Annotated in this window: 18 protein-coding genes and 1 pseudogene; 9 read left to right on the top strand and 10 right to left on the bottom strand. The window is 73.8% G+C overall.

Going from position 1 to position 19,360, the window contains the following annotated elements:
* Positions 1–127: 127 nt before the first annotated feature.
* The gene (locus tag AMK13_RS24335; RefSeq protein ID WP_074004080.1) at positions 128–1,774 is read right to left on the bottom strand and encodes an MFS transporter; all 1,647 of its coding nucleotides are present in this window, start codon (positions 1,772–1,774) and stop codon (positions 128–130) included.
* Between the two features lie 138 nt (positions 1,775–1,912).
* On the opposite strand from AMK13_RS24335, the gene AMK13_RS24330 reads away from it, so the two are divergent.
* Entirely contained in the window at positions 1,913–2,800 is an 888-nt protein-coding gene (locus tag AMK13_RS24330) for a sigma-70 family RNA polymerase sigma factor (RefSeq protein ID WP_074004396.1), read from the top strand.
* A gap of 74 nt (positions 2,801–2,874) precedes the next feature.
* Here the strand turns inward: AMK13_RS24330 and AMK13_RS24325 are convergent, their stop codons facing one another.
* Both AMK13_RS24325 and AMK13_RS24320 read right to left on the bottom strand, forming a co-directional pair.
* Positions 2,875–3,087 carry a ferredoxin gene (locus AMK13_RS24325; protein ID WP_049649205.1) on the bottom strand — a complete coding sequence of 71 codons (213 nt, stop codon included), beginning with the start codon at positions 3,085–3,087 and terminating at the stop codon, positions 2,875–2,877.
* 52 nt (positions 3,088–3,139) lie between these two features.
* Entirely contained in the window at positions 3,140–4,336 is a 1,197-nt protein-coding gene (locus tag AMK13_RS24320; protein WP_074004079.1) for a cytochrome P450, read from the bottom strand.
* Between the two features lie 224 nt (positions 4,337–4,560).
* Between AMK13_RS24320 and AMK13_RS24315 the strand changes: the two genes are divergently transcribed.
* From AMK13_RS24315 to AMK13_RS24295, 5 genes are all read left to right on the top strand, one after another.
* On the top strand, positions 4,561–5,463 hold the full coding sequence (locus tag AMK13_RS24315) for a thioesterase II family protein (protein ID WP_074004078.1): 903 nt from the start codon (positions 4,561–4,563) through the stop codon (positions 5,461–5,463).
* A gap of 13 nt (positions 5,464–5,476) precedes the next feature.
* Positions 5,477–6,220, top strand: coding sequence for a tryptophan 2,3-dioxygenase family protein (locus AMK13_RS24310; RefSeq protein ID WP_074004077.1), 744 nt, complete (start codon positions 5,477–5,479; stop codon positions 6,218–6,220).
* Positions 6,221–6,273: 53 nt separating this feature from the next.
* Positions 6,274–6,885 (top strand): flavin reductase family protein, encoded by a 612-nt coding sequence (locus AMK13_RS24305; RefSeq protein ID WP_074004076.1) that lies wholly within the window; start codon positions 6,274–6,276, stop codon positions 6,883–6,885.
* 128 nt (positions 6,886–7,013) lie between these two features.
* Positions 7,014–7,676 (top strand): nitroreductase, encoded by a 663-nt coding sequence (locus AMK13_RS24300; RefSeq protein WP_049649215.1) that lies wholly within the window; start codon positions 7,014–7,016, stop codon positions 7,674–7,676.
* Between the two features lie 101 nt (positions 7,677–7,777).
* On the top strand, positions 7,778–8,737 hold the full coding sequence (locus AMK13_RS24295; protein WP_241853012.1) for an alpha/beta hydrolase: 960 nt from the start codon (positions 7,778–7,780) through the stop codon (positions 8,735–8,737).
* A 112-nt stretch (positions 8,738–8,849) separates the two neighbouring features.
* Here AMK13_RS24295 and AMK13_RS43670 read toward each other — a convergent pair whose 3' ends face one another.
* The 4 genes from AMK13_RS43670 to AMK13_RS24280 form a co-directional block, all read right to left on the bottom strand.
* Entirely contained in the window at positions 8,850–8,990 is a 141-nt protein-coding gene (locus AMK13_RS43670) for a hypothetical protein (RefSeq protein WP_158077743.1), read from the bottom strand.
* Entirely contained in the window at positions 8,990–10,162 is a 1,173-nt protein-coding gene (locus tag AMK13_RS24290; protein ID WP_074004075.1) for an ATP-grasp domain-containing protein, read from the bottom strand. Before AMK13_RS24290 ends, AMK13_RS43670 begins: the two co-directional genes overlap by 1 nt.
* A gap of 231 nt (positions 10,163–10,393) precedes the next feature.
* The gene (locus AMK13_RS24285; protein WP_241853011.1) at positions 10,394–11,344 is read right to left on the bottom strand and encodes a DMT family transporter; all 951 of its coding nucleotides are present in this window, start codon (positions 11,342–11,344) and stop codon (positions 10,394–10,396) included.
* Between the two features lie 172 nt (positions 11,345–11,516).
* The gene (locus tag AMK13_RS24280) at positions 11,517–12,113 is read right to left on the bottom strand and encodes a cupin domain-containing protein (protein ID WP_049649217.1); all 597 of its coding nucleotides are present in this window, start codon (positions 12,111–12,113) and stop codon (positions 11,517–11,519) included.
* Between the two features lie 34 nt (positions 12,114–12,147).
* Here AMK13_RS24280 and AMK13_RS46015 point away from each other — a divergent pair, with 34 nt between their 5' ends.
* Positions 12,148–12,279, top strand: a complete 132-nt coding sequence (locus AMK13_RS46015; RefSeq protein WP_274538698.1) for a hypothetical protein — start codon at positions 12,148–12,150, stop codon at positions 12,277–12,279.
* A 61-nt stretch (positions 12,280–12,340) separates the two neighbouring features.
* Positions 12,341–13,048 carry a TetR/AcrR family transcriptional regulator gene (locus tag AMK13_RS24275; RefSeq protein ID WP_049649218.1) on the top strand — a complete coding sequence of 236 codons (708 nt, stop codon included), beginning with the start codon at positions 12,341–12,343 and terminating at the stop codon, positions 13,046–13,048.
* Between the two features lie 84 nt (positions 13,049–13,132).
* On the opposite strand, the gene AMK13_RS24270 is transcribed toward AMK13_RS24275, so the two are convergent.
* The 3 genes from AMK13_RS24270 to AMK13_RS45105 all read right to left on the bottom strand — a co-directional run bounded on the left by AMK13_RS24270 (position 13,133) and on the right by AMK13_RS45105 (position 17,537).
* On the bottom strand, positions 13,133–14,770 hold the full coding sequence (locus AMK13_RS24270) for an amidohydrolase (RefSeq protein ID WP_074004074.1): 1,638 nt from the start codon (positions 14,768–14,770) through the stop codon (positions 13,133–13,135).
* Positions 14,771–14,823: 53 nt separating this feature from the next.
* Positions 14,824–16,251 (bottom strand): APC family permease, encoded by a 1,428-nt coding sequence (locus AMK13_RS24265; RefSeq protein WP_074004073.1) that lies wholly within the window; start codon positions 16,249–16,251, stop codon positions 14,824–14,826.
* 302 nt (positions 16,252–16,553) lie between these two features.
* Positions 16,554–17,537: a helix-turn-helix transcriptional regulator gene (locus tag AMK13_RS45105; RefSeq protein ID WP_049649231.1), complete on the bottom strand. Its 984-nt coding sequence runs from the start codon at positions 17,535–17,537 to the stop codon at positions 16,554–16,556.
* 329 nt (positions 17,538–17,866) lie between these two features.
* On the opposite strand from AMK13_RS45105, the pseudogene AMK13_RS24255 reads away from it, so the two are divergent.
* Positions 17,867–19,123: pseudogene (locus AMK13_RS24255) on the top strand (IS256 family transposase); the annotation flags it as partial.
* Positions 19,124–19,360: the final 237 nt, after the last annotated feature.

The following is a 19,360-nucleotide window of genomic DNA, read 5'->3' as shown; positions in this document are numbered from 1 at the left end:
CTGGGCACTCGGCCCTCGGCAGCGCCGTGCCCGCCCCCCTGGAATCCGGGAGCGGGCGCGACGTACCGGTGGTTCGGACCACCTCCTACCTTGCCCGAGCTCTATCCGCGCACCCGCGTGACATGGGTCACGGACGGGGGCGCAGACCCTTTCCGGCCACCGTCACCTCGTCGGCGGACGAACCGCCCGCCGGTCGGGGTCCGGCCGGCTCCGGAGTACTCGACTCCGGGGTGGTCGGCTCCGGGGCCGGCTCCGGGGCCGTCGGCAGCTGTCCGGCGCGCTGCCGGAACCCGGCCCAGGCCAGCACCGCCGCCACCGCCGTGGCCGCGGCGGCGATCCCGATCGACAGCTGGTAGCCGTGCAGGAAGGAGTCGACGGCCGGCTGCCGGAACGGCTCGCCGAGCGCCTCCACCACCGTGTGCAGCCGGCCGCCGCCGACCTCCCGCGACCGCTCCAGCACCTCGGCCCGCTGGGCCCCGTCCAGCCCGGCCGTCTTCTCCTGCCAGGCGGAGACCGCCGAGTTGACGCCGACGGCGCCCAGCACCGCGAGGCACACCGAACTGCCGATCTGCCGCGAGGCGTTCAGCACGCCCGAGGCGGCGCCGGAGGCCCCCGGGGGCACGTCCCGCATGGCCACGTGGGTCACGGCGGGCACGAAGGTGCCGAACCCGCCGCCGTACAGCACGTACCCGAGCGCGCTGACCGCGAAGGGCGTGGTCCCGGCCCGGCTGAGCAGGAACACCCCGACCGCGGCCAGCAGGATCCCCGAGACGGCCACCGTCACCGAGCGGAACCGCGAGTCCAGACGGCCGCCGAACTGCGCCATGGTGAGGAACGGGATGTTCATGAACAGCCACGACAGCCCGGTGCGCAGCACCGACCAGCCCGCCACGTCCTGGAAGTACAGCGTCACCCAGAACAGCGCGCCGCTCATGCCGCCGTAGCACAGCAGGTAGATCCCCGAGGCGCTCGCGAAGCTGCGCGCGCGCAGCAGGGCGGGCGGCATCATCGGGTGCGGGGCACGGCGCTCCCACCCGAGGAAGGCCAGCAGCAGGACCACCCCGGCCGCCAGCGGGAACGCCACCACGGCCGAGCCCCACGGGTGGTCGGCGGACTCGACGAAGCCGAGCGTGAGGCAGACCAGCCCGAGCGCGCTGAGCACGATCCCCGGCACGTCGAGCCGGCGGGCCTGCGGGTTGCGCGACTCCCGCACCGCCAGGAAGGTGCAGGCGATGCCCAGGGCGGCGAACGGCAGGTTGATCCAGAAGACCGACTGCCAGCCGAAGAAGGTCAGCAGGATGCCCCCGCCGACCGGGCCCGCGCCGAAGCCGGTGCCGCCGATCGCCGCCCAGGCGCCGATCGCGGAGGCCCGCTGCTCCTTCGGGTAGGTCTCCGTGATGATGGACAGCCCCAGCGCGAGCATCGCGGCCCCGCCCAGGCCCTGCACCGCCCGGAAGGCGATCAGCGAGAGCGCGTTCCAGGCCACGGCGCAGGCGACGACGCCGATCGAGAAGACGACCATCCCGGTCAGGAAAATCCGCTTGCGGCCGTACCGGTCGCCGAGCGCCCCGCTGGCCGGGATGACCGCGGCCAGGCTCAGCGAGTACGCGCTGATCACCCACTCCAGCTCGGCGGCGCCCATGTGCAGTTCGCTCTGCATCGACGGGAGGGCCACGTTCACGATGGTCAGGTCGAGCGAGGTCATGAACGTGGCCATGCACATCGCGAACAGGGTCAGCCGCCGGCGTCGCGACTCCGTGAGGGAGAGGGTCATGGCCTCTCGCCCCTCCGGAGTCGTGTGATATGTGTGATACCCAGTGTGATCATCCCGCGCTCCAAGTAAGGTCCACGAACGACGGGGGCGGCTCGCCGCCCCCGTAGTGATGACCCCTCCCGACCGAGGAATGTGACCGTGCCCGACCACGATCGGCTGGCAGAGCAGTTCGAGCGGCACCGGCCGCACATGCGGGCCGTGGCGTACCGCATGCTCGGCTCGCACGCGGAGTCCGAGGACGCCGTCCAGGAGACCTGGATCAGACTCAGCCGCAGCGACGCCGACGAGGTGGCGAACCTCGCCGGCTGGCTCACCACGGTGATCGGCCGGATCTGTCTGAACATCCTCCGCTCCCGCGCCGCCCGACCCGAGGACCCGGTCGGGGTGCACCTGCCGGACGTCGTCGTCGGGCAGGAGCCGTCCAACGGCCCGGAGGACGAGGCGCTGCTGAGCGACTCGGTCAGCCTCGCCCTGCTGATCGTGCTGGACACCCTCGCCCCGGCCGAGCGGGTCTCCTTCGTCCTGCACGACATGTTCCACCTGCCCTTCGACGAGATCGCGGCCGTCGTCGGGAAGACCCCGGCGGCGGCCCGCAAGCTCGCCAGCCGGGGGCGCCGCCGGGTGCAGGAGGAGCGCGAGGCGGACTCCGGCGGCGACTTCGCGACCCGCCGCACGCTGGTGAACGCCTTCTTCGCGGCGGCCCGGGACGGCGACCTGGACGGGCTGGTGGCCGTCCTCGACCCGGACGTCGAGCTGCGCGCGGACGGCGGGCCCGCCCTCGCCGCCGCCACCGCCTCGATCCGCGGCGCCCGGCCGGTGGCGGGGCGCGCCTCGCTGTTCCGCCAGGGCGGGGTGGCGGTCTTCCCGGTGCTGGTCAACGGCGTCCCCGGCGCCCTGGTCACCCGGGACGGCGCGCCGACCTCGGTCATGGGCTTCTCGGTGCGCGGCGGGCGGATCACCCGGATCCAGATCCTGCTGGACCCGGAGCGGGTCGGCGCGGTCGACTTCGCCGCCTTCACCGCGTAGCGGGGGCGGTCCGGGAAGGGTCCGGGAACGCCGGTGGGGCGCCTCCCTCGGGGCGCCCCGGCTCGCTGCGCGCGCTACCGCTCCACCTCCGGCCCGACGCCGACGGTGATCGCCCGCGAGGGGCAGAGGTGGGCGGCCTGCCGTACCCGGTCCCCGAGTTCGTCCGCCACCTCCGCCCCGAGCAGCCGGACGGTGCCGTCCTCGTCCCGCTGGGCGAAGACCTCGTCCGCGGTGATCACGCACATCCCCGAGCCGATACAGCGCTGTCGGTCGACCGTCACCCGCATGGTTGTCCCTCTTCTCCGTTCGTTTCCGGTTCCCGGGCCCCGCCCGGGATGCTCAGCGCGGGAGCAGCCGCACCGGCAGGGAGCTGTAGCCGTTGAGGAAGGCGGACCGGATCCGGGTGGCCGGCCCGGTCACCTCCACGCCCCGCACCGCCTCGGCCAACACGCCCAGCAGCGCCCGCAGTTCGACCCGGCCGAGGAAGGCGCCCAGGCAGAAGTGGGCGCCGTGGCCCAGCGCGACGTGCTTGTTCGGGGAGCGGGAGAGGTCGAAGGAGCGCGGCTCGGCGAACGCCCGCTCGTCGTTGTTGGCCGAGATGTTCCACAGCGACACGATGTCCCCCGCCCGCACCTCCTGACCGCCGATCAGCTGGTCGCGGGTGGCGGTGCGGGCGAAGTGGAACGCCGGGGTGGCCCAGCGCAGGGCCTCCTCCACGGCGGAGTCGAGGTCCACCCGGCCGTCCCGGAGCGCGCGCCACTGCGCGGGGTTCTCGGCCAGCGCCTTGACCGTGCTGACGGCGGAGACCCGGGAGGACTCGTCGCCGCCGATGATCAGGCTGTAGCAGTTGAGCGCGATGTCGTCCAGGCTCAGCGGCTCGCCGTCGACCAGGCCGGTGGCGAGCGTGCTGATCACGTCCTCGCCCGGGGACTCGCGCCGCTGCTGCGCCAAGTCCATGAAGTACAGCACCAGTTCGTTGCGGGACTCGAGCGAGTCGAGCTCGTCCGCCCCGGTCAGCGCGCCCTTGCTCCAGTGCAGCAGGTCCGGCCGGTCCGCCTCCGGGACGGACAGCAGGTCGCAGATGGTGTTCATCGGCACGTGCTCGGCGACGTCGGTCGCGAAGTCCACGGTGTCGGCGTCGAGCGCGGCGCCGACCAGTCCGGCGGTGCGCCGCTCGACCTTGCGGGCCACGGTGTCGAGGACCTTCGGCGACAGCGCCCGCCACAGCAGCGCGCGCAGCCCGCGGTGGCGGGGGCGGTCGGTGACGGCGAGCATCCGGCCGCCGGCCGAGTCGTCGCCGCGCAGGAGCACGTCGAGCACGGTGCCGCGGCCCGAGGCGAGCGCGTCGGCGGCGCCGTAGCAGGCGACCACGTCGGCGTACCCGGCCACCACCCAGAAGCCCGGCCGGTCGGCCGCGGCGGCGTGCCAGTACACCGGCTCGTTCGCCCGGACCCCGGCGAAGAACTCGAAGGGATCGTGCGCCAGGAAGGTGCGTGAGTCGGTCAGGTCGAGCGAGGCGGTCACGGTTCGGCTCATCGTCCACAAACCCCACGGAAGACGGGAAACGCACTGCGTGCAGTGCTCGGCACGGGCCCGGTGACCGGATCCTCACAGAGGCCCGAACCGGCCCGCGCCAGTTGTGTCGGATCTCTTTCAGTTGTGTCAGAACTCTTTCGTGGCCGGTCCGGTCAGGGAGGAAGAGCCGAAAGATTGCGGACACCTGCCGAAGCACCCGTACTCCGAAGCGGAGGAGTTCCGTCATGCTTCGTACCCGCCGCGACCACTGCCTGCGGACACTGGTCCGAGCGCCCGCGGCCACGGCACGGCTGGTCTGCCTCCCGCACTCCGGCGGCAGCGCGGCCGGCTACGGCCCGTGGTCCACCGCCCTCCCCCCGACCGTCGAACTGCTGGCGGTGCAGTACCCGGGGCACGGCGACCGCTTCGGCGAACCGCCGTCCACCGACGTGCGCGCGCTGAGCGCGGAGCTGGCCTCCGAACTCCTGCGCCTGCCGCCGCTGCCCACCGTGCTGTTCGGGCACAGCCTCGGGGCCCTCGTCGGCTATGAGACCGCCGTCACCCTCGGCACCCTGGGGCGCCCGCCGGCCGGGCTGCTGGCCTCCAGCTGCCCGCCGCCCGGCCGGGCCGGACGGATCCGGGCCGGCGGACTGTCCGACGAGGTCCTGTGGTCCCTGATCCGCTCCCTGGGCGGCATCGACCCGGACCTCCCCGAGGAGCCGGAGGTCGCGGAGGCCGTCCTGCCCGTCCTGCGCGCGGACCTCACCGCGCACGAGCAGTACCGGGTGGAGCTGCGGACCGCGCCGCTGGCCTGCCCGGTCCGCTGCCACCACGGCACCCTGGACCCGCTGGTCGACCGCGCCCTGGTCGCCGAGTGGGCGGCCGTCACCACCGGACCGTTCAGCCTCCTCGAACGCGAGGGCCACCACTTCCACCTGTTCCAGCACCCCGAGGGCGTCCTCGCCGACCTCGCCGCCTTCCTCGACGCGGTGACCGTCGACGCGGCGGCCACCGGCGCGACGGCCGCCCCGGCACCGCGCCTCCCCGCCCCGAGCACCGCCGACCCGAGCACCGCCGACCCGAGCACCGCCGACCCGGGCGACTCCACCCCGGGCGACTCCACCCCGCGCCCGGCGCGGGCCCTCTGATGCGGAGCTGACCATGACCGAAGCTGTCACCGAGACGATGACCGACCTGACCTACTCCACCTACCTCCAGATGGACACCCTGCTCTCGCTCCAGCAGACCCGCTTCCCCGAGTCCACCGACCGGAGCGTGGCCCTGGCCGAGCACTTCTTCATCGTCGCCCACCAGTCCTGCGAGCTGTGGCTCAAACAGATCGTGGCCGACCTTCGCCTGGCCCGGGACCTCCTGAACGCCCCCGGCGACCCGGCCGGCGGAGCCGAGGACGGGGTCGAACTCCTCCAGCGGGCCGCCGAGTTGCTCCGCGTCCTGCACGAGCAGGTGATCGTCCTGGAACGCCTCCCGCTGCGGCACTTCGTCCGGTTCCGGCCCTACCTCGGCACCGCCAGCGGCGCCCAGTCGCAGCAGTTCCGGGTGCTCGGCCGGCTGCTGGAGGACGGCACCGAGACGAGCGAGCTGTACCGGGCCTTCCTGGCCGACGCCCACCGGCAGGGCCTGAGCGCCGCCGACGTCTGCCGCCTCGGCGTCGCCTGCGGCGGCCCGCACCGGGTCGCCGAGGCGCTGCTCGACGTGGGCAACGGCTACTGGCGCTGGAAGGTGGCCCACCTGGGCCTGGTGACCAAGATGGTCGGCGGGCAGCAGGGCACCGGCGGCACCTCCGGGGAGGACTACCTGCTGCGCCGGATCACCCTCCCGTTCCGCGACCTGCGGCAGCTGCGCGGCAACCCGCACACCGAGGTGCTCGCCACCAGCCCGGTGTAGCGGCCCTCCCGCTCACCGCCACCCCACCAGAAGCCCGTAGGAGCGACCGAGCCATGCTGCACGTCGACGTGGCATCCATGACCGCCCGCCAGCGCCAGCGCCTGCTGCTGTGGAGCGTGGTCCCCCGGCCGATCGCCATGGTGAGCACGGTCTCCCCCGGCGGGGCCGTCAACCTGGCGCCCTTCTCGTACTACACGGCCGTGGGCTACTCCCCGATGGCGCTGCTCTTCTGCGCCAGCCGGCGGGCCGACGGCACCGAGAAGGACTCCTGCCGCAACGCCCGCCTCCCCGCCGAGGGCGGCACCGGGGAGTTCACCGTCAACGTCCTGATCGAGAAGCACGCCGAGGCCGCCACCACCACGGCGAAACCGCTCCCGTACGGCGAGTCGGAGTACGACCTGGCCGGGCTGCGCGCCCTGCCCGGGCACGCCGTCCGCTCGCCGCGCATCGACGGCTCGCCGCTCGCCTTCGAGTGCCGCACCTCCTCGGTGGTGCCGGTCGGCGACCACTCCGTGGTCATCGGCGAGGTCGTCCACGTCGTCGCGGAGGAGGGACTGGTCGACGAGACCGGCTTCCACCTCGACCTGGACCGGCTGGGGTCGGTCGGCCGGATGGGCGCCGCCGAGTACGTCCGCACCCTGGACCGCTACGCCGTCGGCGGCTGACACCCGTCCGGCGGGACCTCGGCCCCCGGCCGTCACCTCCTCCGCGCCCGAACCGTTGCAGCAACGGGACGCCCGGCAGTGCCGGACGCGGCCCCGGAACGGTCGGGCGAGGTGTGAGGACACGGCTGGTGGACGTCTACGAGGCTGTCGAGACCCGTCGGGCGGTGCGGGGGTTCACCGACCAACCGGTGCCGAGGGAGGTGCTCGAACGGGTGCTCGCGGCCGCGTCCCGCGCCCCCTCCGGCGCCAACCTCCAGCCCTGGCACACCTACCTGGTCACCGGGGAGCGGCTGGAACGGCTCAAGCGGCTCGCCGTCGCCCGCGCCTCCTCCGGCGACCAGGGCGACGACCCCGAGTTCGAGATGTACCCGCCCGAACTCAAGTCCCCCTACCAGGAACGGCGCCGGGAGGCCGCCGAACAGCGCTACCGCGCCTTCGGCATCCCCCGCGAGGACCGGGACGCCCGGCAGCGGGCCGTCGTCCGGAACTGGGACTGCTTCGGCGCGCCCACCGCGCTGTTCAGCTACATCGACCGGTCGATGGGCCCGGCCCAGTGGGCCGACCTCGGGATGTACCTGCAGACCGTCATGCTGCTGCTGCGCGCCGAAGGGCTGCACAGCTGCCCGCAGATGGCCTGGTCCGTCTACCACCGCACCGTCGCGGACGTCCTGTCGCCGCCCGCCTCCCTCGTGCTCTTCTGCGGCCTCTCCGTGGGCCACCCCGACCCGGCCGCCCCCCGCTACCGGGTGGGCCGGGCTCCGCTCGACCAGACGGTCACCATCCTCGACTGACCGCTCCCGACACCGCCTTGCCCGTTCACCTCCTTGCCCCTTCACCGTCCGACGGCTCCATGTCCGACGGCTCCACCGACGTACCGCGGAGGCGACCTCCCGTGCCCGAGAGCCCGGCCCCGACGCTCATACCCGGCCGCGCCCCCGTCCCCGTCTACCGGGGCATGGACCGCGCGGCCCTCGACCGCCAGTACACCCCCAGCCACCGCGTCCCCGACCTCCGGGCCTACCTGGACCGCTACGCGCGGGACAGCGCGAACGCCCGCCGCCGCCACCCCGTCCTCACCGGCCTCCCGTACGGCCCGCACCCGGCCGAGACCCTCGACTACTTCCCCGCCCCCGACGGCCCTGACGGCCCGCCCCCGCTCCTGGTCTTCGTCCACGGCGGCAACTGGCAGGAACTGTCCAAGGACGACTCCGCCTTCCCCGCCCCGCCGCTGCTCCGGGCCGGCGCCGCCGTCGCGGTCGTCGGCTACGGCCTGGCCCCCGCCACCCGGCTGGACGACATGGTCGCCATGGTCCGGCGCGCGGTCCACTGGCTCCACCGCCACGCCGACGCCCTCGGCTTCGCCCCCGGCCGCCTCCACCTGGCCGGCCACTCCGCCGGCGCCCACCTCGCCGCCATGGCCCTGCTCCCCCGCGTCCCCGGCACCCCCCACCACGGGCCCGACGTCTCCGCCGCGATCGCCGGCGCCACCCTGCTGAGCGGCATGTACGACCTGGAACCCGTCCGCCTCTGCTATGTCAACGACGCGCTCGCCCTCGACCCGGCCGCCGCCCACCGCAACAGCCCGCTGCACCACCTCCCGCCGCGCCTGCCCCCGGTCGTCCTCGCCCGCGGCGCCGACGAGACCGCCGAGTACGCCCGCCAGCACACCCTGATGGCCACCGCCCTACGCCCCCGCACCGCCCTCACCGACCTCGTCGCCCCCGCCCACAACCACTTCTCCCTCCCCTACGCACTCGCCGCCCCCGGCTCCCCCCTCGGCACCGCCGTCCTGACCGCACTCGCCCGCGGCGGGCCCCGGACCGTTCCGGCGGGCCGTTCCAGGCAGGTGTGAAACCGCAGGCCGGAGGGGGTGGAACCGTTCCAGCGTCCCGACTCGGACGGCTGGCCCGGCGGACCGGTCGGACGCCGGACCAGAGTGCTGACCAGCCGTCGGCGCCGCACCGTCAGACCAGCCGGCCCGCCGAACGCAGGGCGGCCGGCGCGGTGTTGACCGCCTCCGCGGAGTGCTCCTCGCCGGTCAACCGCTGGTGGTAGCCCGGCCCGCCCGGGTCGCTCTTCGCGTTGACCAGGATCCTGTACGGCATCAGCGCTCCTCCAGGTTCGCCATCAGCCAGGCCTCGGCCCGCAACAACCGTTCCTCGACCTGCTCCGCGTCGGCACCGGCGACGATCACGAAGCACAGGTGCGAGGCGCTGTAGAGCGTGACCGCCCCGGGCTCCAGTTCCTCGTTCACCTGGTAGTGCCGCACCCACGGGAACGGCGGCCGCCCCGGCGCACGTACCGGCCGCCCCTGCGGCAGGACGGACACCGAGCCGTGCACCTCGGTCGGCGGCGCGGCCGGCGGCGGCTGGACGGGCAGCCCGGCGGACTGGCGCAGCACCGAGGTGTGCAGGTCCACCCCGTAGGTGGCCCGGGTGAGCCACGGAATGCGGTCGCCGCCGACCCGCGAGGCGATCTCGCACATCACCAGCTCGTCGTCCGGTGTGTGGAACACCTCCAGGTGGTAGGCGCTGACCGGCGGGACGTCGAAGGCGGACAGCGTCCGGTCGAGGAACTCCTCCAGCCGCCGGGCCATCCCGCTCTCCGGGTGCAGCTGGACCGAGCCGTTGTTCTGCCCGGTGAAGACCCCGAGGCAGCTGCGCAGGTAGCGGGAGGAGGCGACGAAGCGGTAGCCGTCGCCGAGCACCGCGTCGACGTGGTACATCGGGCCGTCGACGAACTCCTCGGCCATCGGGTCCTCGCGCCAGCGCCGCCGGGCGAAGGCGAGCAGTTCCTCGTCCCCGTGCAGCACCGCGATGTCCCGCGAGCCGCCCTGGCTGACCGGTTTGACGACCACGGGGTAGCCGACCGCCTCGATGAAGCCGGTGAGGTCGACGACCGTGTCGAGCCGGGCCCAGCGGGCGGTCGGCACGGCCCGGCCGGCGACCTCCTTCATCACCGCCTTGTCGCGGAACGACCGGGCGCTGTCCGGGGTCTGGCCGCCCAGGCCGAAGTCCGCGCGCATCCGGGCGGCCCGTTCCAGGTCGTACTCGTTGTCGGTGATGATGTGGGTGAACGGCCGTTGCCGGTGCAGCCGGCGGATCGCCAGCTCCGTGTAGGGGACGGCGTCGGAGTCCGGGACGTACTCGTAACGGGCCAGCCGCTCGGTGTTCTTGAGCTCGTTCTGGCTGAACACCTGCAGCTTGTCGGCGAGTTCGGGGAACATCCCGGGGTAGTCGTGGCCCTGGCCGTAGTTGAGCACGGCGACGTTGGTCATGATGGGTCGGCCTCACAGTGGACGTGCGGTGCGGGAGGGGTGTCGATCGGTGCGCCAGTGGGGGTCGGCGCGGGCGGTGCGCGGGGCCACCGGAGCGAACACCGGTGCGGCGACTGCGCCGACGACATCGAGGACCTGATCGCCGACCAGCGGGAGACGACCCAGCGGACGGCGGCCGGAGCCTGAGGAGGGCGCGGACCGGCCGGGTCGAGCGCCCGGCCCTCCCGCCGGTCAGCGGTGGACACGGTTCGCCAGGAAGGTGCCGGCCGAGGCGAGGACCAGCCCGGCCAGGGTCAGCACGCCGAGCGGCTGGTCGAGCAGCACCGCGGCGAAGGCGGCGGTGCACATCGGGACCAGGTAGAACAGGCTGCTGACCGGGCTCGTGCCGTGCCGCCGCAGCAGGTGGTAGAGCAGGCCCACGCCGACGATCGAGTTGATCAGCGCCGTCCACAGCAGAACCGGCCAGTACGAGGCGGTGAACTCCACGGACCAGCCCTCGACCAGCAGCGCGGGAACCAGCGCCGCCGCCGCGGCGGCCAGCAGCTGCACCGCGTTGCCGCCCACCGGCTCCATCCGCGCGCAATGGCGCTTCTGGTGGACGGTGCCGTACGAGATGCCGAGCAGGCCCAGCAACAGGAAGCCGAGGCCCAGCAGGTAGCCGCCGGACAGGTCGATCCGGTCCGCGACGGCCAGCGCGACGCCGCCCATCCCGAGCACCAGGCCCAGGCACTGGCCGCGGGTGACCCGCTCACCGAGCAGCGGCACCGCCAGCAGCGATGTGGTCAGCGGGTAGAGCGCGATGACCAGCGCGGCGAGCCCGGAGGACACCCCGAGCTTCATGCCCATGTAGATGCTGGAGAACTGCACGCCCTGGACGAGCACACCCGCCACCGCCAGGTGCAGCAGCAGGCGCCCGCGGGGCAGGCGCTCCCGGCGGATTCCGGCGATCGCCAGCAGTACCAGCCCGGCGATCGCGAACCGTAAGGTCGCGAAGGTGTACGGCGCGGCGTGCCGCAGGCCGAGCTTGCCGGAGATGAATCCGGAGCTCCAGACCACCACGAGCGCCACACGCAGGGCCGCGCCGGTCCCCGGGCCCCGCCGCTCGTCGGTCCCCACGGGCGGGCCTGCGTCCGGGACGGCTTCGCGCGCGGCGCCCTCGAGCGGCGGGGTCGGCATCGTCATCTCCGAGCTCCTCTGGATCTCCTCGATTGTTCGATATAGAGCACCGTAGAGCAGAATATCGCTCACGTCGAGACGGGCAGGCCCTGCGGCGACATCCCGGGACCGCAACGCCGACTGCCCCACGGACCGCTGTCCGTAGGGCAGTTGGCGAGCAGGCGGCGACGCCTGGAAGTCAGTAGAGGCTGGAGAAGAGGACCCCCACCAGCTGGGCCGGCTCGTCCGTCTCGTTGCGGAAGCTGTGCGGATGGCCGGCCGAGAACTGGATGCTGTCGCCGGCTCCCAGCACGTGGTCCACCCCGTTGTAACGGACCACCAGCTCACCCCGGGTGACGGTGATCAGATCGGACCCCTCGTGCTGGAGCTCCTCGCCGAGACCGCTGTGCGGCGCGAAGTCACCGGTGACCACTTGGTAGCCGAGCTCCGGGGAGCGCACCACCCGGTAGACCACCCCCGGGGCCCGCTGGAGCTCCTCCTGCCCCTCCCGGGGGAACAGCGCGGGGGTCGCCCGCCCCCGGGAGAAGCCCAGGAAGGAACCGACGTCGTGGCCGAACACCCGGGCGAGCCGGCCGAGCCGCTCCAGCGCGATGTCGGTCTCCCCGCGCTCCAGCGAAGCCAGGAAGGAGACCGACAGCCCGCACTCGGCGGCCACCTGCCGCAGCGACATACCGCGCTGGGTGCGCAGCCGCTGCAGCACCTCGCCGGGGCGCGGGAAGCCCAGCTCCGGATCGCGGGGTCCGGGAGCGCCGGTGGAGGGTGCCGAGTCAGCCATGATCGCATCCTAGGCGCCGCAGACCTGCCCACCAATGCCCGTGCACGCCCGCTCCCGGGCCTCGCCCGACGCGGCCCCGGAACCCGCCTCCCACGCCTCCCACGCCTCCCCCGCCGTCCGCGGCTTCGGCGCCCGGGCGGCCGCGTGCCGCACCGTCTCCTGCTGAGGCCGGGCTTCCGCTCCCGACCCCTGGTTTGTGTCAGCATCCTTGACATAACCTCGGGCGCATGACCGACCGCGTAGTCCCCGAGCCGCAACGGCGGCGGCGGCGACCCACCAAGCAGGGTGTGGTGCTGTCCGCCGAGCTGATCGTCGACACCGCGATCCGGCTGATCGGCCGGCACGGCGCCGAGGCGCTCACGGTCCGGCGGCTGGGCGCCGCGCTCGGGGCCGATCCGAGCGCGGTCTACCGCTACTTCCACAGCACCGACGACCTGCTGCTCGCCGTCGCCGACGAGCTGATCGGCCGGGCCCAGCACGACTGGCGGCCCACCGGCGACTGGCGCGCCGACCTGCGCGCCATCGGCCTGCGCATCCACGCCAGCTACCTGGCCCACCCGCAGGCCGCCATCCTCGCCGCCCACCGCACCACCGGCCGCGCCCACGAGATCGCCGCCGTCGAGGCGATCCTCGGCGTCCTGCGCACGGCGGGCTTCCCGGACCCGGAAGCCGTCCGGATCTACCACGCCTTCGTCGACCAGAGCCTCGGCTTCGCCGCCCTGGACGCCGCCACCCTCGCCCTGCCGTCCGCCGCCCAGAGCGCCGACCTCGAGGTCTGGCAGGCCTCCTACGCCCGGCTCGACGCCGCCGAGCACCCCCACATCGCGGCCACCGCCCACCTGCTCACCGCCGACATGCGCCGCAGCGGCTACCCGTACGCCCTGGACCTGCTGCTGGACGCCGCCGAGGCCCGGCTGCGGGCCGCCGGGGGCTGAACCCCCGATCCGGGGAACGCGAGGGCCGCCGGTGGTGGGCCCCCGTGCGCCCACCACCGGCGGCCGGTCCGGCCCCTGCCGCGGTCAGTCCGCCGCGTGCACCAGCTCCCCGCCGACGTAGGTGCGCTCCACCCGCGCCTGCGCGATCTCCTCCGGCGGCCCGGTGAGGATGTCCCGGTCGAGCACCACCAGGTCCGCGAGCCGCCCAACGGCCAGCACCCCGGCGTCGTCGTGCCCGTTGAGGTACGCGCTGCCGGCCGTGTACGCGGCGATGGCCGAGCCCAGGTCGAGCCGCTGCTCGGGCAGGAAGACCCGCCCGTCGGTGGCCTCCGGCTCCATCCGGTTGACCGCCACGTGCAGCCCCGCCAGTGGGTCCGGGCTGCTCACCGGCCAGTCGCTGCCCGCCGCGAGGGTGGCGCCGGCCCGCTGGAGGGAGCCGAACGGGTACTGCCAGGCGGCCCGCTCCGGCCCGAGGAACGGGATGGTCAGCTCGTCCATCTGCGGCTCGTGCGCGGCCCAGAGCGGCTGGATGTTGGCGACGGCGCCGAGCCGGGCGAAGCGCGGGAGGTCGTCCGGGTGGACCACCTGGAGGTGGGCGAGGTGGTGCCGGGCGCCGCGCCGCCCGTTGGCGGTGCGGGCGGCTTCGATCGCGTCCAGCGCCTCGCGCACGGCCCGGTCGCCGAGCGCGTGGAAGTGCACCTGGAAGTCGAGCGCGTCCAGTGCGGTGACGTACCCGCGCAGGGCCTCCGGGTCGACGAAGCTGAGGCCGGAGTTGGCGGTGGCGCAGCCGCAGCCGTCCAGGTACGGGCTGGTCATCGCGGCGGTGAAGTTCTCCGCGATGCCGTCCTGCATGATCTTCACCGAGCCGGCCCGGAACCGTCCGTGGGCCAGTTCCGCGCGCCGCCGCACCAGGTCGGGGATCTGGTCGGCGCCGCGGTCCCGGTCCCACCAGAGCGCGCCGGTCACCCGGGCGGTCAGCGCGCCGGAGCGGGCGGCGGCCAGGTAGGCGTCGGACGGGTCCGGCTGGCCGTTGAACTCGCCGAGCAGCGCGTCCTGCCAGCCGGTGATGCCGAGCGAGTGCAGCAGCCGCTGGGCGCGCAGCAGTCCGGCCAGCCGGTCGGCGGCGGTGGCGGGCGGCAGCAGCCGGGCGACCAGGGCGGTGGCGCCCTCCTGGAGGGTGCCGCCGGGGGTGCCGTCGGCCTCGCGCTCGATCCGCCCGTCGCCCGGGTCGGGGGTGTCGGCGGTGAGCCCGGCGAGTTCCAGCGCCCGGGTGTTGGCCCAGGCGCCGTGGTGGTCCCGGTTGGTGAGGTACACCGGCCGGTCGGGGACGACGGAGTCGAGCAGCTGCCGGGTGGGCAGGCCGCCTTCGAAGCTCTCCATCGACCACCCGCTGCCGGTGATCCACTCCTGGTCCGGGTGGGCCTCGGCGTACGCCCGGATCCGCTCCAGGTAGTCGGCGACGCCGACCGTCCCGGTGAGGTCGCAGGAGGCCAGCTCGGCGCCGCCGAACACGGCGTGGATGTGCGCGTCCTGGAAGCCGGGCAGCAGCAGCTTGCCGGTGAGGTCGACGACCTCGGTCCGCGGCCCGATCAGCTCCCGGACCTCGTCGTGCCCGACGGCGGCGATCCGCTCGCCGACGACCGCCAGCCCGCTCGCCCGGGTGCGGGCCGCGTCGCCGGTGTGGACGGGGCCGTGGGTGAAGACCAGATCGGCCTGGGTCATGGGTGGTGCTCCGTTCTCGCGTGGTCGTGCCTGGTCGTACGTCGTACGGGCGGCTACCCGGCCGCCGTGTCCTCCCGCAGGAAGTACGGCGAGCGCCGCCGCCAGCGGGCCCAGGCCGCCGCCGGCAGCCCGCTGACGATCATCATGATCACCACGGACAGCTCGAACCAACCGTTGTCGGCGGCGAGTTCGAAGTGGTCCGTGGAGTCGTAGAAGGTCCAGGCGAGGTAGCCGCCGACGGCGAGCAGCGCCGCCGCGCCCAGCAGCGGCCCGACCACCGCGCGCAGCCCCTCCAGCGGGGCGGTGCGCAGCAGGTGGCGGAACCGGACGGCGGCCGCGACGGCGGTCAGCGCGTAGTAGAGGGCGACGACGATGCCGATCGCGTTGACCGCGGCCGAGATCAGGTCGTTGACGGTCGGGATGGCGATGGAGGCCAGCGCCAGGGCGACGGCGACGCCGGTGATCAGCAGGGTGCCGACGGCGGGCGTGGCGTGCCGGGGGTGCAGGCGGGTCCAGACCGGGCCGAGCACCCGGTCGCGCCCCATCGCGTACATCCCGCGCGCGGTCGGGATCACCGAGGACTGCAGCGAGGCCACCGCGGAGAACATCAGCGCGATCAACGGCAGTGCGGCCAGCGGCTGTTCGGCCAGCTTCGTGCCGAAGTAGGTCAGCCCGTGGGCGCCGTTGTCGGCCAGCTCGTCGATCGGCAGGACCCGCTGGAAGGCGGTGCCGGCGATCAGGAACAGCGCCAGCATCACCACCAGGGCCAGCAGGCCGCCCCGGGAGGCGTCCCGCGGGTCGCGCACCTCCTCGCCGACGCTGAACACCGACTCGAAGCCCCAGTAGCAGAACACCGCCAGCACCATGCCCTGGGCGACGGCGTCGAAGGAGGGGATGTCGAAGGGGTTGAACCACTGGAGCGAGAACGGCTGGTCGCCGGCGAACAGCCCGTAGCCGCAGAAGCCGAGCAGGACGGCGTACTCGAAGACCAGCAGCGCCTTCTGCAGCCGGGCCGCCAGGTCCAGTCCGCGCACCGCGACCAGCGCGGCGCCCACCAGCACCACCAGGCCGATCAGGGTGCACTGGACGGTGGAGTCGGCGTCGAGCCGCAGCCCGGCCACGCTGCGGACGTGGGCCTGGTCGAGCAGCTGGACGATCGAGGAGCCGGTGACGGTCGTGGTGTACGCCATGAAGACGACGGTCCCCACGGTGTTCACCCACCCGGTGAGGAAGCCCAGCCACGGGCTGAGGGTGCGCCCGACCCACCGGTAGCTGCTGCCCGCGTCCGGCTCGACGGCGTTCAGCCGCCCGTACCCGCCGGCGATGGCGAGCACCGGCAGGAAGGCCAGCAGCATGATCGCCGGGAGGTGCAGGCCGACCACCCCGGCCATCAGCCCCAGGCCGATCCCGATGCTGCTGGTGGCGGCCGTGCTGGAGGCGGCGATCGCCGCCCCGTCCAGCAGGCCGAGCGACTTGTGCATCGCGACGTGCGTTCCTGCCGCGTCCGCTCTCGGACCGCCGCCCGTGTCCTTCACCGTCGATGCCAACGGATCACCGCCTTGGTCGTGGGGTGCGCGTGTGGGGGAAGCTCCCGTACCGGTCGTGGGGGGTGACGCGGGCCGGAAGTGCGAGCCATGAAACCGGCGGCGCCGCCACACGTCAATGCTGTTGTCATAAGGCGGCGCGCACCGCCGAAAGCGCCACCGCCGGCCCGTGACGGGTCCGGCGGTGGCGAAGCGGGTGAAGCAGGCGAAGCGGGCGGTGCGCGCGGCGCGCGGGCCGGTCAGAGTTCGTCGAGGGGTTCGTCCAGGACGCCCTGGCGGGCGATGATGTAGCCGAGGTGGCCGCGGCTGCGGCTGCCGAGGAGTTCGCTGGCCTTCTGGATGTGGCTGGACACGGTGCGGGTGCTCATGCCGAGGCGGGAGGCGATGGCCTCGTCGGTGTAGCCGTTGACCATCAGGCGCAGCACGTTCTGCCGGGTGCGGGCGGTCAGCAGCCGGGGGCGGTGGTGGCCCTGCTGGTAGGTGACGGGCTCGGCGCGCTCCCACATCAGCTCGAAGATCTTGAGCAGGTACTCGACCAGCGGCGGGAGTTCGATGAGCATCGCGGCGGCCTGGCGGTCGGCGCCGGCCGGGATGAAGGCGGTGGAGCGGTCGCAGATGATCACCCGGTCGAAGACCTCGTTCAGGGTGCGCACCTGGGCGCCCTGGGCGGTGACCTGCTCGATGTAGGCCAGCGTCGGGCCGTGCGAGCGCACGGTGTGCTGGTAGAGGGTGCGTTGGCGCACGCCGCGGCCGGCCAGGGCGAGGTCGCGCGGGAGCGCGTCGCCCAGTTGCTCGGGGCCGCGGCCGCCGCCCGGCTGGGCGGTGAGCAGTTCCTCGCTGCAGGCGGCGACGGCCTTCTCCAGCGCGGGGTTGATCTCCTCGCCCGCCAGCAGCCGGATCGGCAACTTGGCGCGCCGCATGACGTCGCGGTAGGTGTGCTCGGCGGCGTGGAAGGAGGTGTGCAGCGCGGCGAGCCGCTCCTGGTGGGCCAGTACGGCGAGTTCGAGCGGCCGCGCCAGTCCGGTGGCGGCGATGTCGGGCGGGACGGGGACGAGCCGGTCACCGGAGCCGGGCAGCGGGCGCAGCAGACCCATCGCGAGCAGGCATTCGGGGGCTTCGCCGACCGCCTCCCCCTCGGCCAGCGCCGTGCGGTAGAACTCGATGCCCCGGTCGCAGAGCTGGGGTGTTCCCCTTTCCGCGCAGTTGTCCTGACTTGGGCACATCTGGGCATCCTTCCGGCTTCGGCATTGCGGTTTCACGAATGCCCGTACCGGCTACCGCCAGGCATCCGAACCGGCAAGATGGAAGTGACTGCCGTTCGGAAGCCGCCCCCCGGGCTCCGACAGCCGTGAGTGTACGCCCAAAGGGCGCGGAAATCATCGGCTGACGGTAGTCGGGCGTGCACGCAAACGGGGAGCCGGGGTCACGGTCGTGACCGTACCCGGCAGCGGTGACCGGGGGATTGCCGGCGCATCGCACCTGGCGTTCCGACGGGACGTCCGGAGCGGGCGGTCGGTGCACGGAACGGCCTACAGACGGAAGGCACCCCCAGTTGCGAGCTGATTCCGACCCGGCGGCACCGCCCGCCGCCCTCGCCGGCCTGGTGGACCAGCGCCTGGTGCGGCAGTTGGCGGAGGCCGCCGCCGCGCAGGTCGGCTCCGGCGCGGTCCGACTGCTGGGCGACGGCGGGATTCTCCAGGCCTTCGCCAAGCAGCTGATCGAGGGCGCCCTGGAGCTCGAACTCCAGGAGCACCTGCGCGGCTCCGGCAACAGCAACGGCAGCGGCACCGGCAACGGCTCCGGTCCCGGCGGCAACGGCCGCAACGGCGCCCGGGCCAGACGGCTGCTCACCGAGATCGGCCCGGTCGAGGTGCGGGTGCCCCGGGACCGCGAGGGCAGCTTCACCCCCAAGGCCGTCCTCCCCCGCGCCCGGCGGCTGCCCGGGCTCGACCGGCTGGTGATCTCGCTGACCGCGCGCGGCCTCAGTTCGGGCGAGCTGGTGGCGCACCTGGCCGAGGTGTACGGCGTGGAGCTGAGCCGGGAGACCGTCTCGGCCATCACCGACCAGGTGCTGGACGAGCTCGCCGAGCGGCGCGGGCGGCGGCTCGACCCGGTCTACCCGGTGGTCTTCGTCGACTCGGTGCGCAGCGGCCGCTCGGGCGGGCCGCTGGTGCACCTGGCGCTCGGGGTCTCCACCGAGGGCCGGCGCGAGGTGCTGGGCCTGTGGCCGGCCGCGGACGGTGAGCAGTGGCCGCAGGTGCTGGCGGGGCTCGCCGAGCGCGGGGTGCGGGAGGTCTGGGTGCTGGTGGGCGGCACCGGCGCGGTGCTGGCGGAGGCGGCGGCCGAGCAGTGGCCGCGCACGGTGGTGCACGGTTCGGTGGCGCACCTGCTGCACGCGGCGCTGCGGCACGCGCCCGGCGAGGACTGGGGCGCGCTCTCACGGGCGCTGCGCGAGACCTGTACGGCGCCGACCGAGACGGCGGCGCTGGAGCGGCTGGCCCAGGCCGAGCGGGAGTGGGGGCCGAGCCACCGCGAGGTGTTCCGGGTGTGGCGGTCGGCCTGGCCGCTGCTGGCCCCCGGTTTCCGCTTCGGCCCGGAGGCGCGGCGGCTGCTGACCGGCGGGGGCGCGCTGGAGCGGCTGCACGCCCGGCTGCGCCGGATCGAGCAGTCCGCGGGGCGGGTGCAGGACGAACGGGCGGCGCTCAAGCGCGCCTACCTGGCGACGCTCGCCCTGGAGTCGCCGACCGGGACGGGCCGGCCGTGGGTCGAGGACTGGCCCGCCGTCCGGGAGGAGTTGCGCCGGGGCTCGCTGCGGCGGGCCGGAGTACCCGCTTCCGCCCCGCGATGTCCTCCGCGATGTCCCACGCGCCCACGGAGTTCCCACCACTGATCTGACAGACCCAGGTACGACTTGGATCATGTCTGTCTGTTTTTGGCACGATCTGACCGGGCTTCCGGTTCCCGCATTGCGTGTTCACGATCACAGTGAGAGCTTCCAAGCACGTTTGGGGCTTCGGCAGGATGCATTTCAGAGCGAAGAGGGCAG

It is taken from the genome of Streptomyces sp. CB02056, from assembly GCF_001905545.1.
GTDB lineage: Bacteria > Actinomycetota > Actinomycetes > Streptomycetales > Streptomycetaceae > Kitasatospora.
This window is presented reverse-complemented; position numbering and strand designations above follow the sequence as displayed.

Bases quoted from the DNA above. Each gene is read 5' to 3' on its own strand.
- AMK13_RS24335 (WP_074004080.1), bottom strand. From the start codon at position 1,774: ATGACCCTCTCCCTCACGGAGTCGCGACGCCGGCGGCTGACCCTGTTC.
- AMK13_RS24325 (WP_049649205.1), bottom strand. From the start codon at position 3,087: ATGCGGGTGACGGTCGACCGACAGCGCTGTATCGGCTCGGGGATGTGC.
- AMK13_RS24320 (WP_074004079.1), bottom strand. From the start codon at position 4,336: ATGAGCCGAACCGTGACCGCCTCGCTCGACCTGACCGACTCACGCACC.
- AMK13_RS24315 (WP_074004078.1), top strand. From the start codon at position 4,561: ATGCTTCGTACCCGCCGCGACCACTGCCTGCGGACACTGGTCCGAGCG.
- AMK13_RS24310 (WP_074004077.1), top strand. From the start codon at position 5,477: ATGACCGAAGCTGTCACCGAGACGATGACCGACCTGACCTACTCCACC.
- AMK13_RS24305 (WP_074004076.1), top strand. From the start codon at position 6,274: ATGCTGCACGTCGACGTGGCATCCATGACCGCCCGCCAGCGCCAGCGC.
- AMK13_RS43670 (WP_158077743.1), bottom strand. From the start codon at position 8,990: ATGCCGTACAGGATCCTGGTCAACGCGAAGAGCGACCCGGGCGGGCCG.
- AMK13_RS24290 (WP_074004075.1), bottom strand. From the start codon at position 10,162: ATGACCAACGTCGCCGTGCTCAACTACGGCCAGGGCCACGACTACCCC.
- AMK13_RS24285 (WP_241853011.1), bottom strand. From the start codon at position 11,344: ATGACGATGCCGACCCCGCCGCTCGAGGGCGCCGCGCGCGAAGCCGTC.
- AMK13_RS24280 (WP_049649217.1), bottom strand. From the start codon at position 12,113: ATGGCTGACTCGGCACCCTCCACCGGCGCTCCCGGACCCCGCGATCCG.
- AMK13_RS46015 (WP_274538698.1), top strand. From the start codon at position 12,148: ATGCCCGTGCACGCCCGCTCCCGGGCCTCGCCCGACGCGGCCCCGGAA.
- AMK13_RS24275 (WP_049649218.1), top strand. From the start codon at position 12,341: ATGACCGACCGCGTAGTCCCCGAGCCGCAACGGCGGCGGCGGCGACCC.
- AMK13_RS24270 (WP_074004074.1), bottom strand. From the start codon at position 14,770: ATGACCCAGGCCGATCTGGTCTTCACCCACGGCCCCGTCCACACCGGC.
- AMK13_RS24265 (WP_074004073.1), bottom strand. From the start codon at position 16,251: ATGCACAAGTCGCTCGGCCTGCTGGACGGGGCGGCGATCGCCGCCTCC.
- AMK13_RS45105 (WP_049649231.1), bottom strand. From the start codon at position 17,537: ATGTGCCCAAGTCAGGACAACTGCGCGGAAAGGGGAACACCCCAGCTC.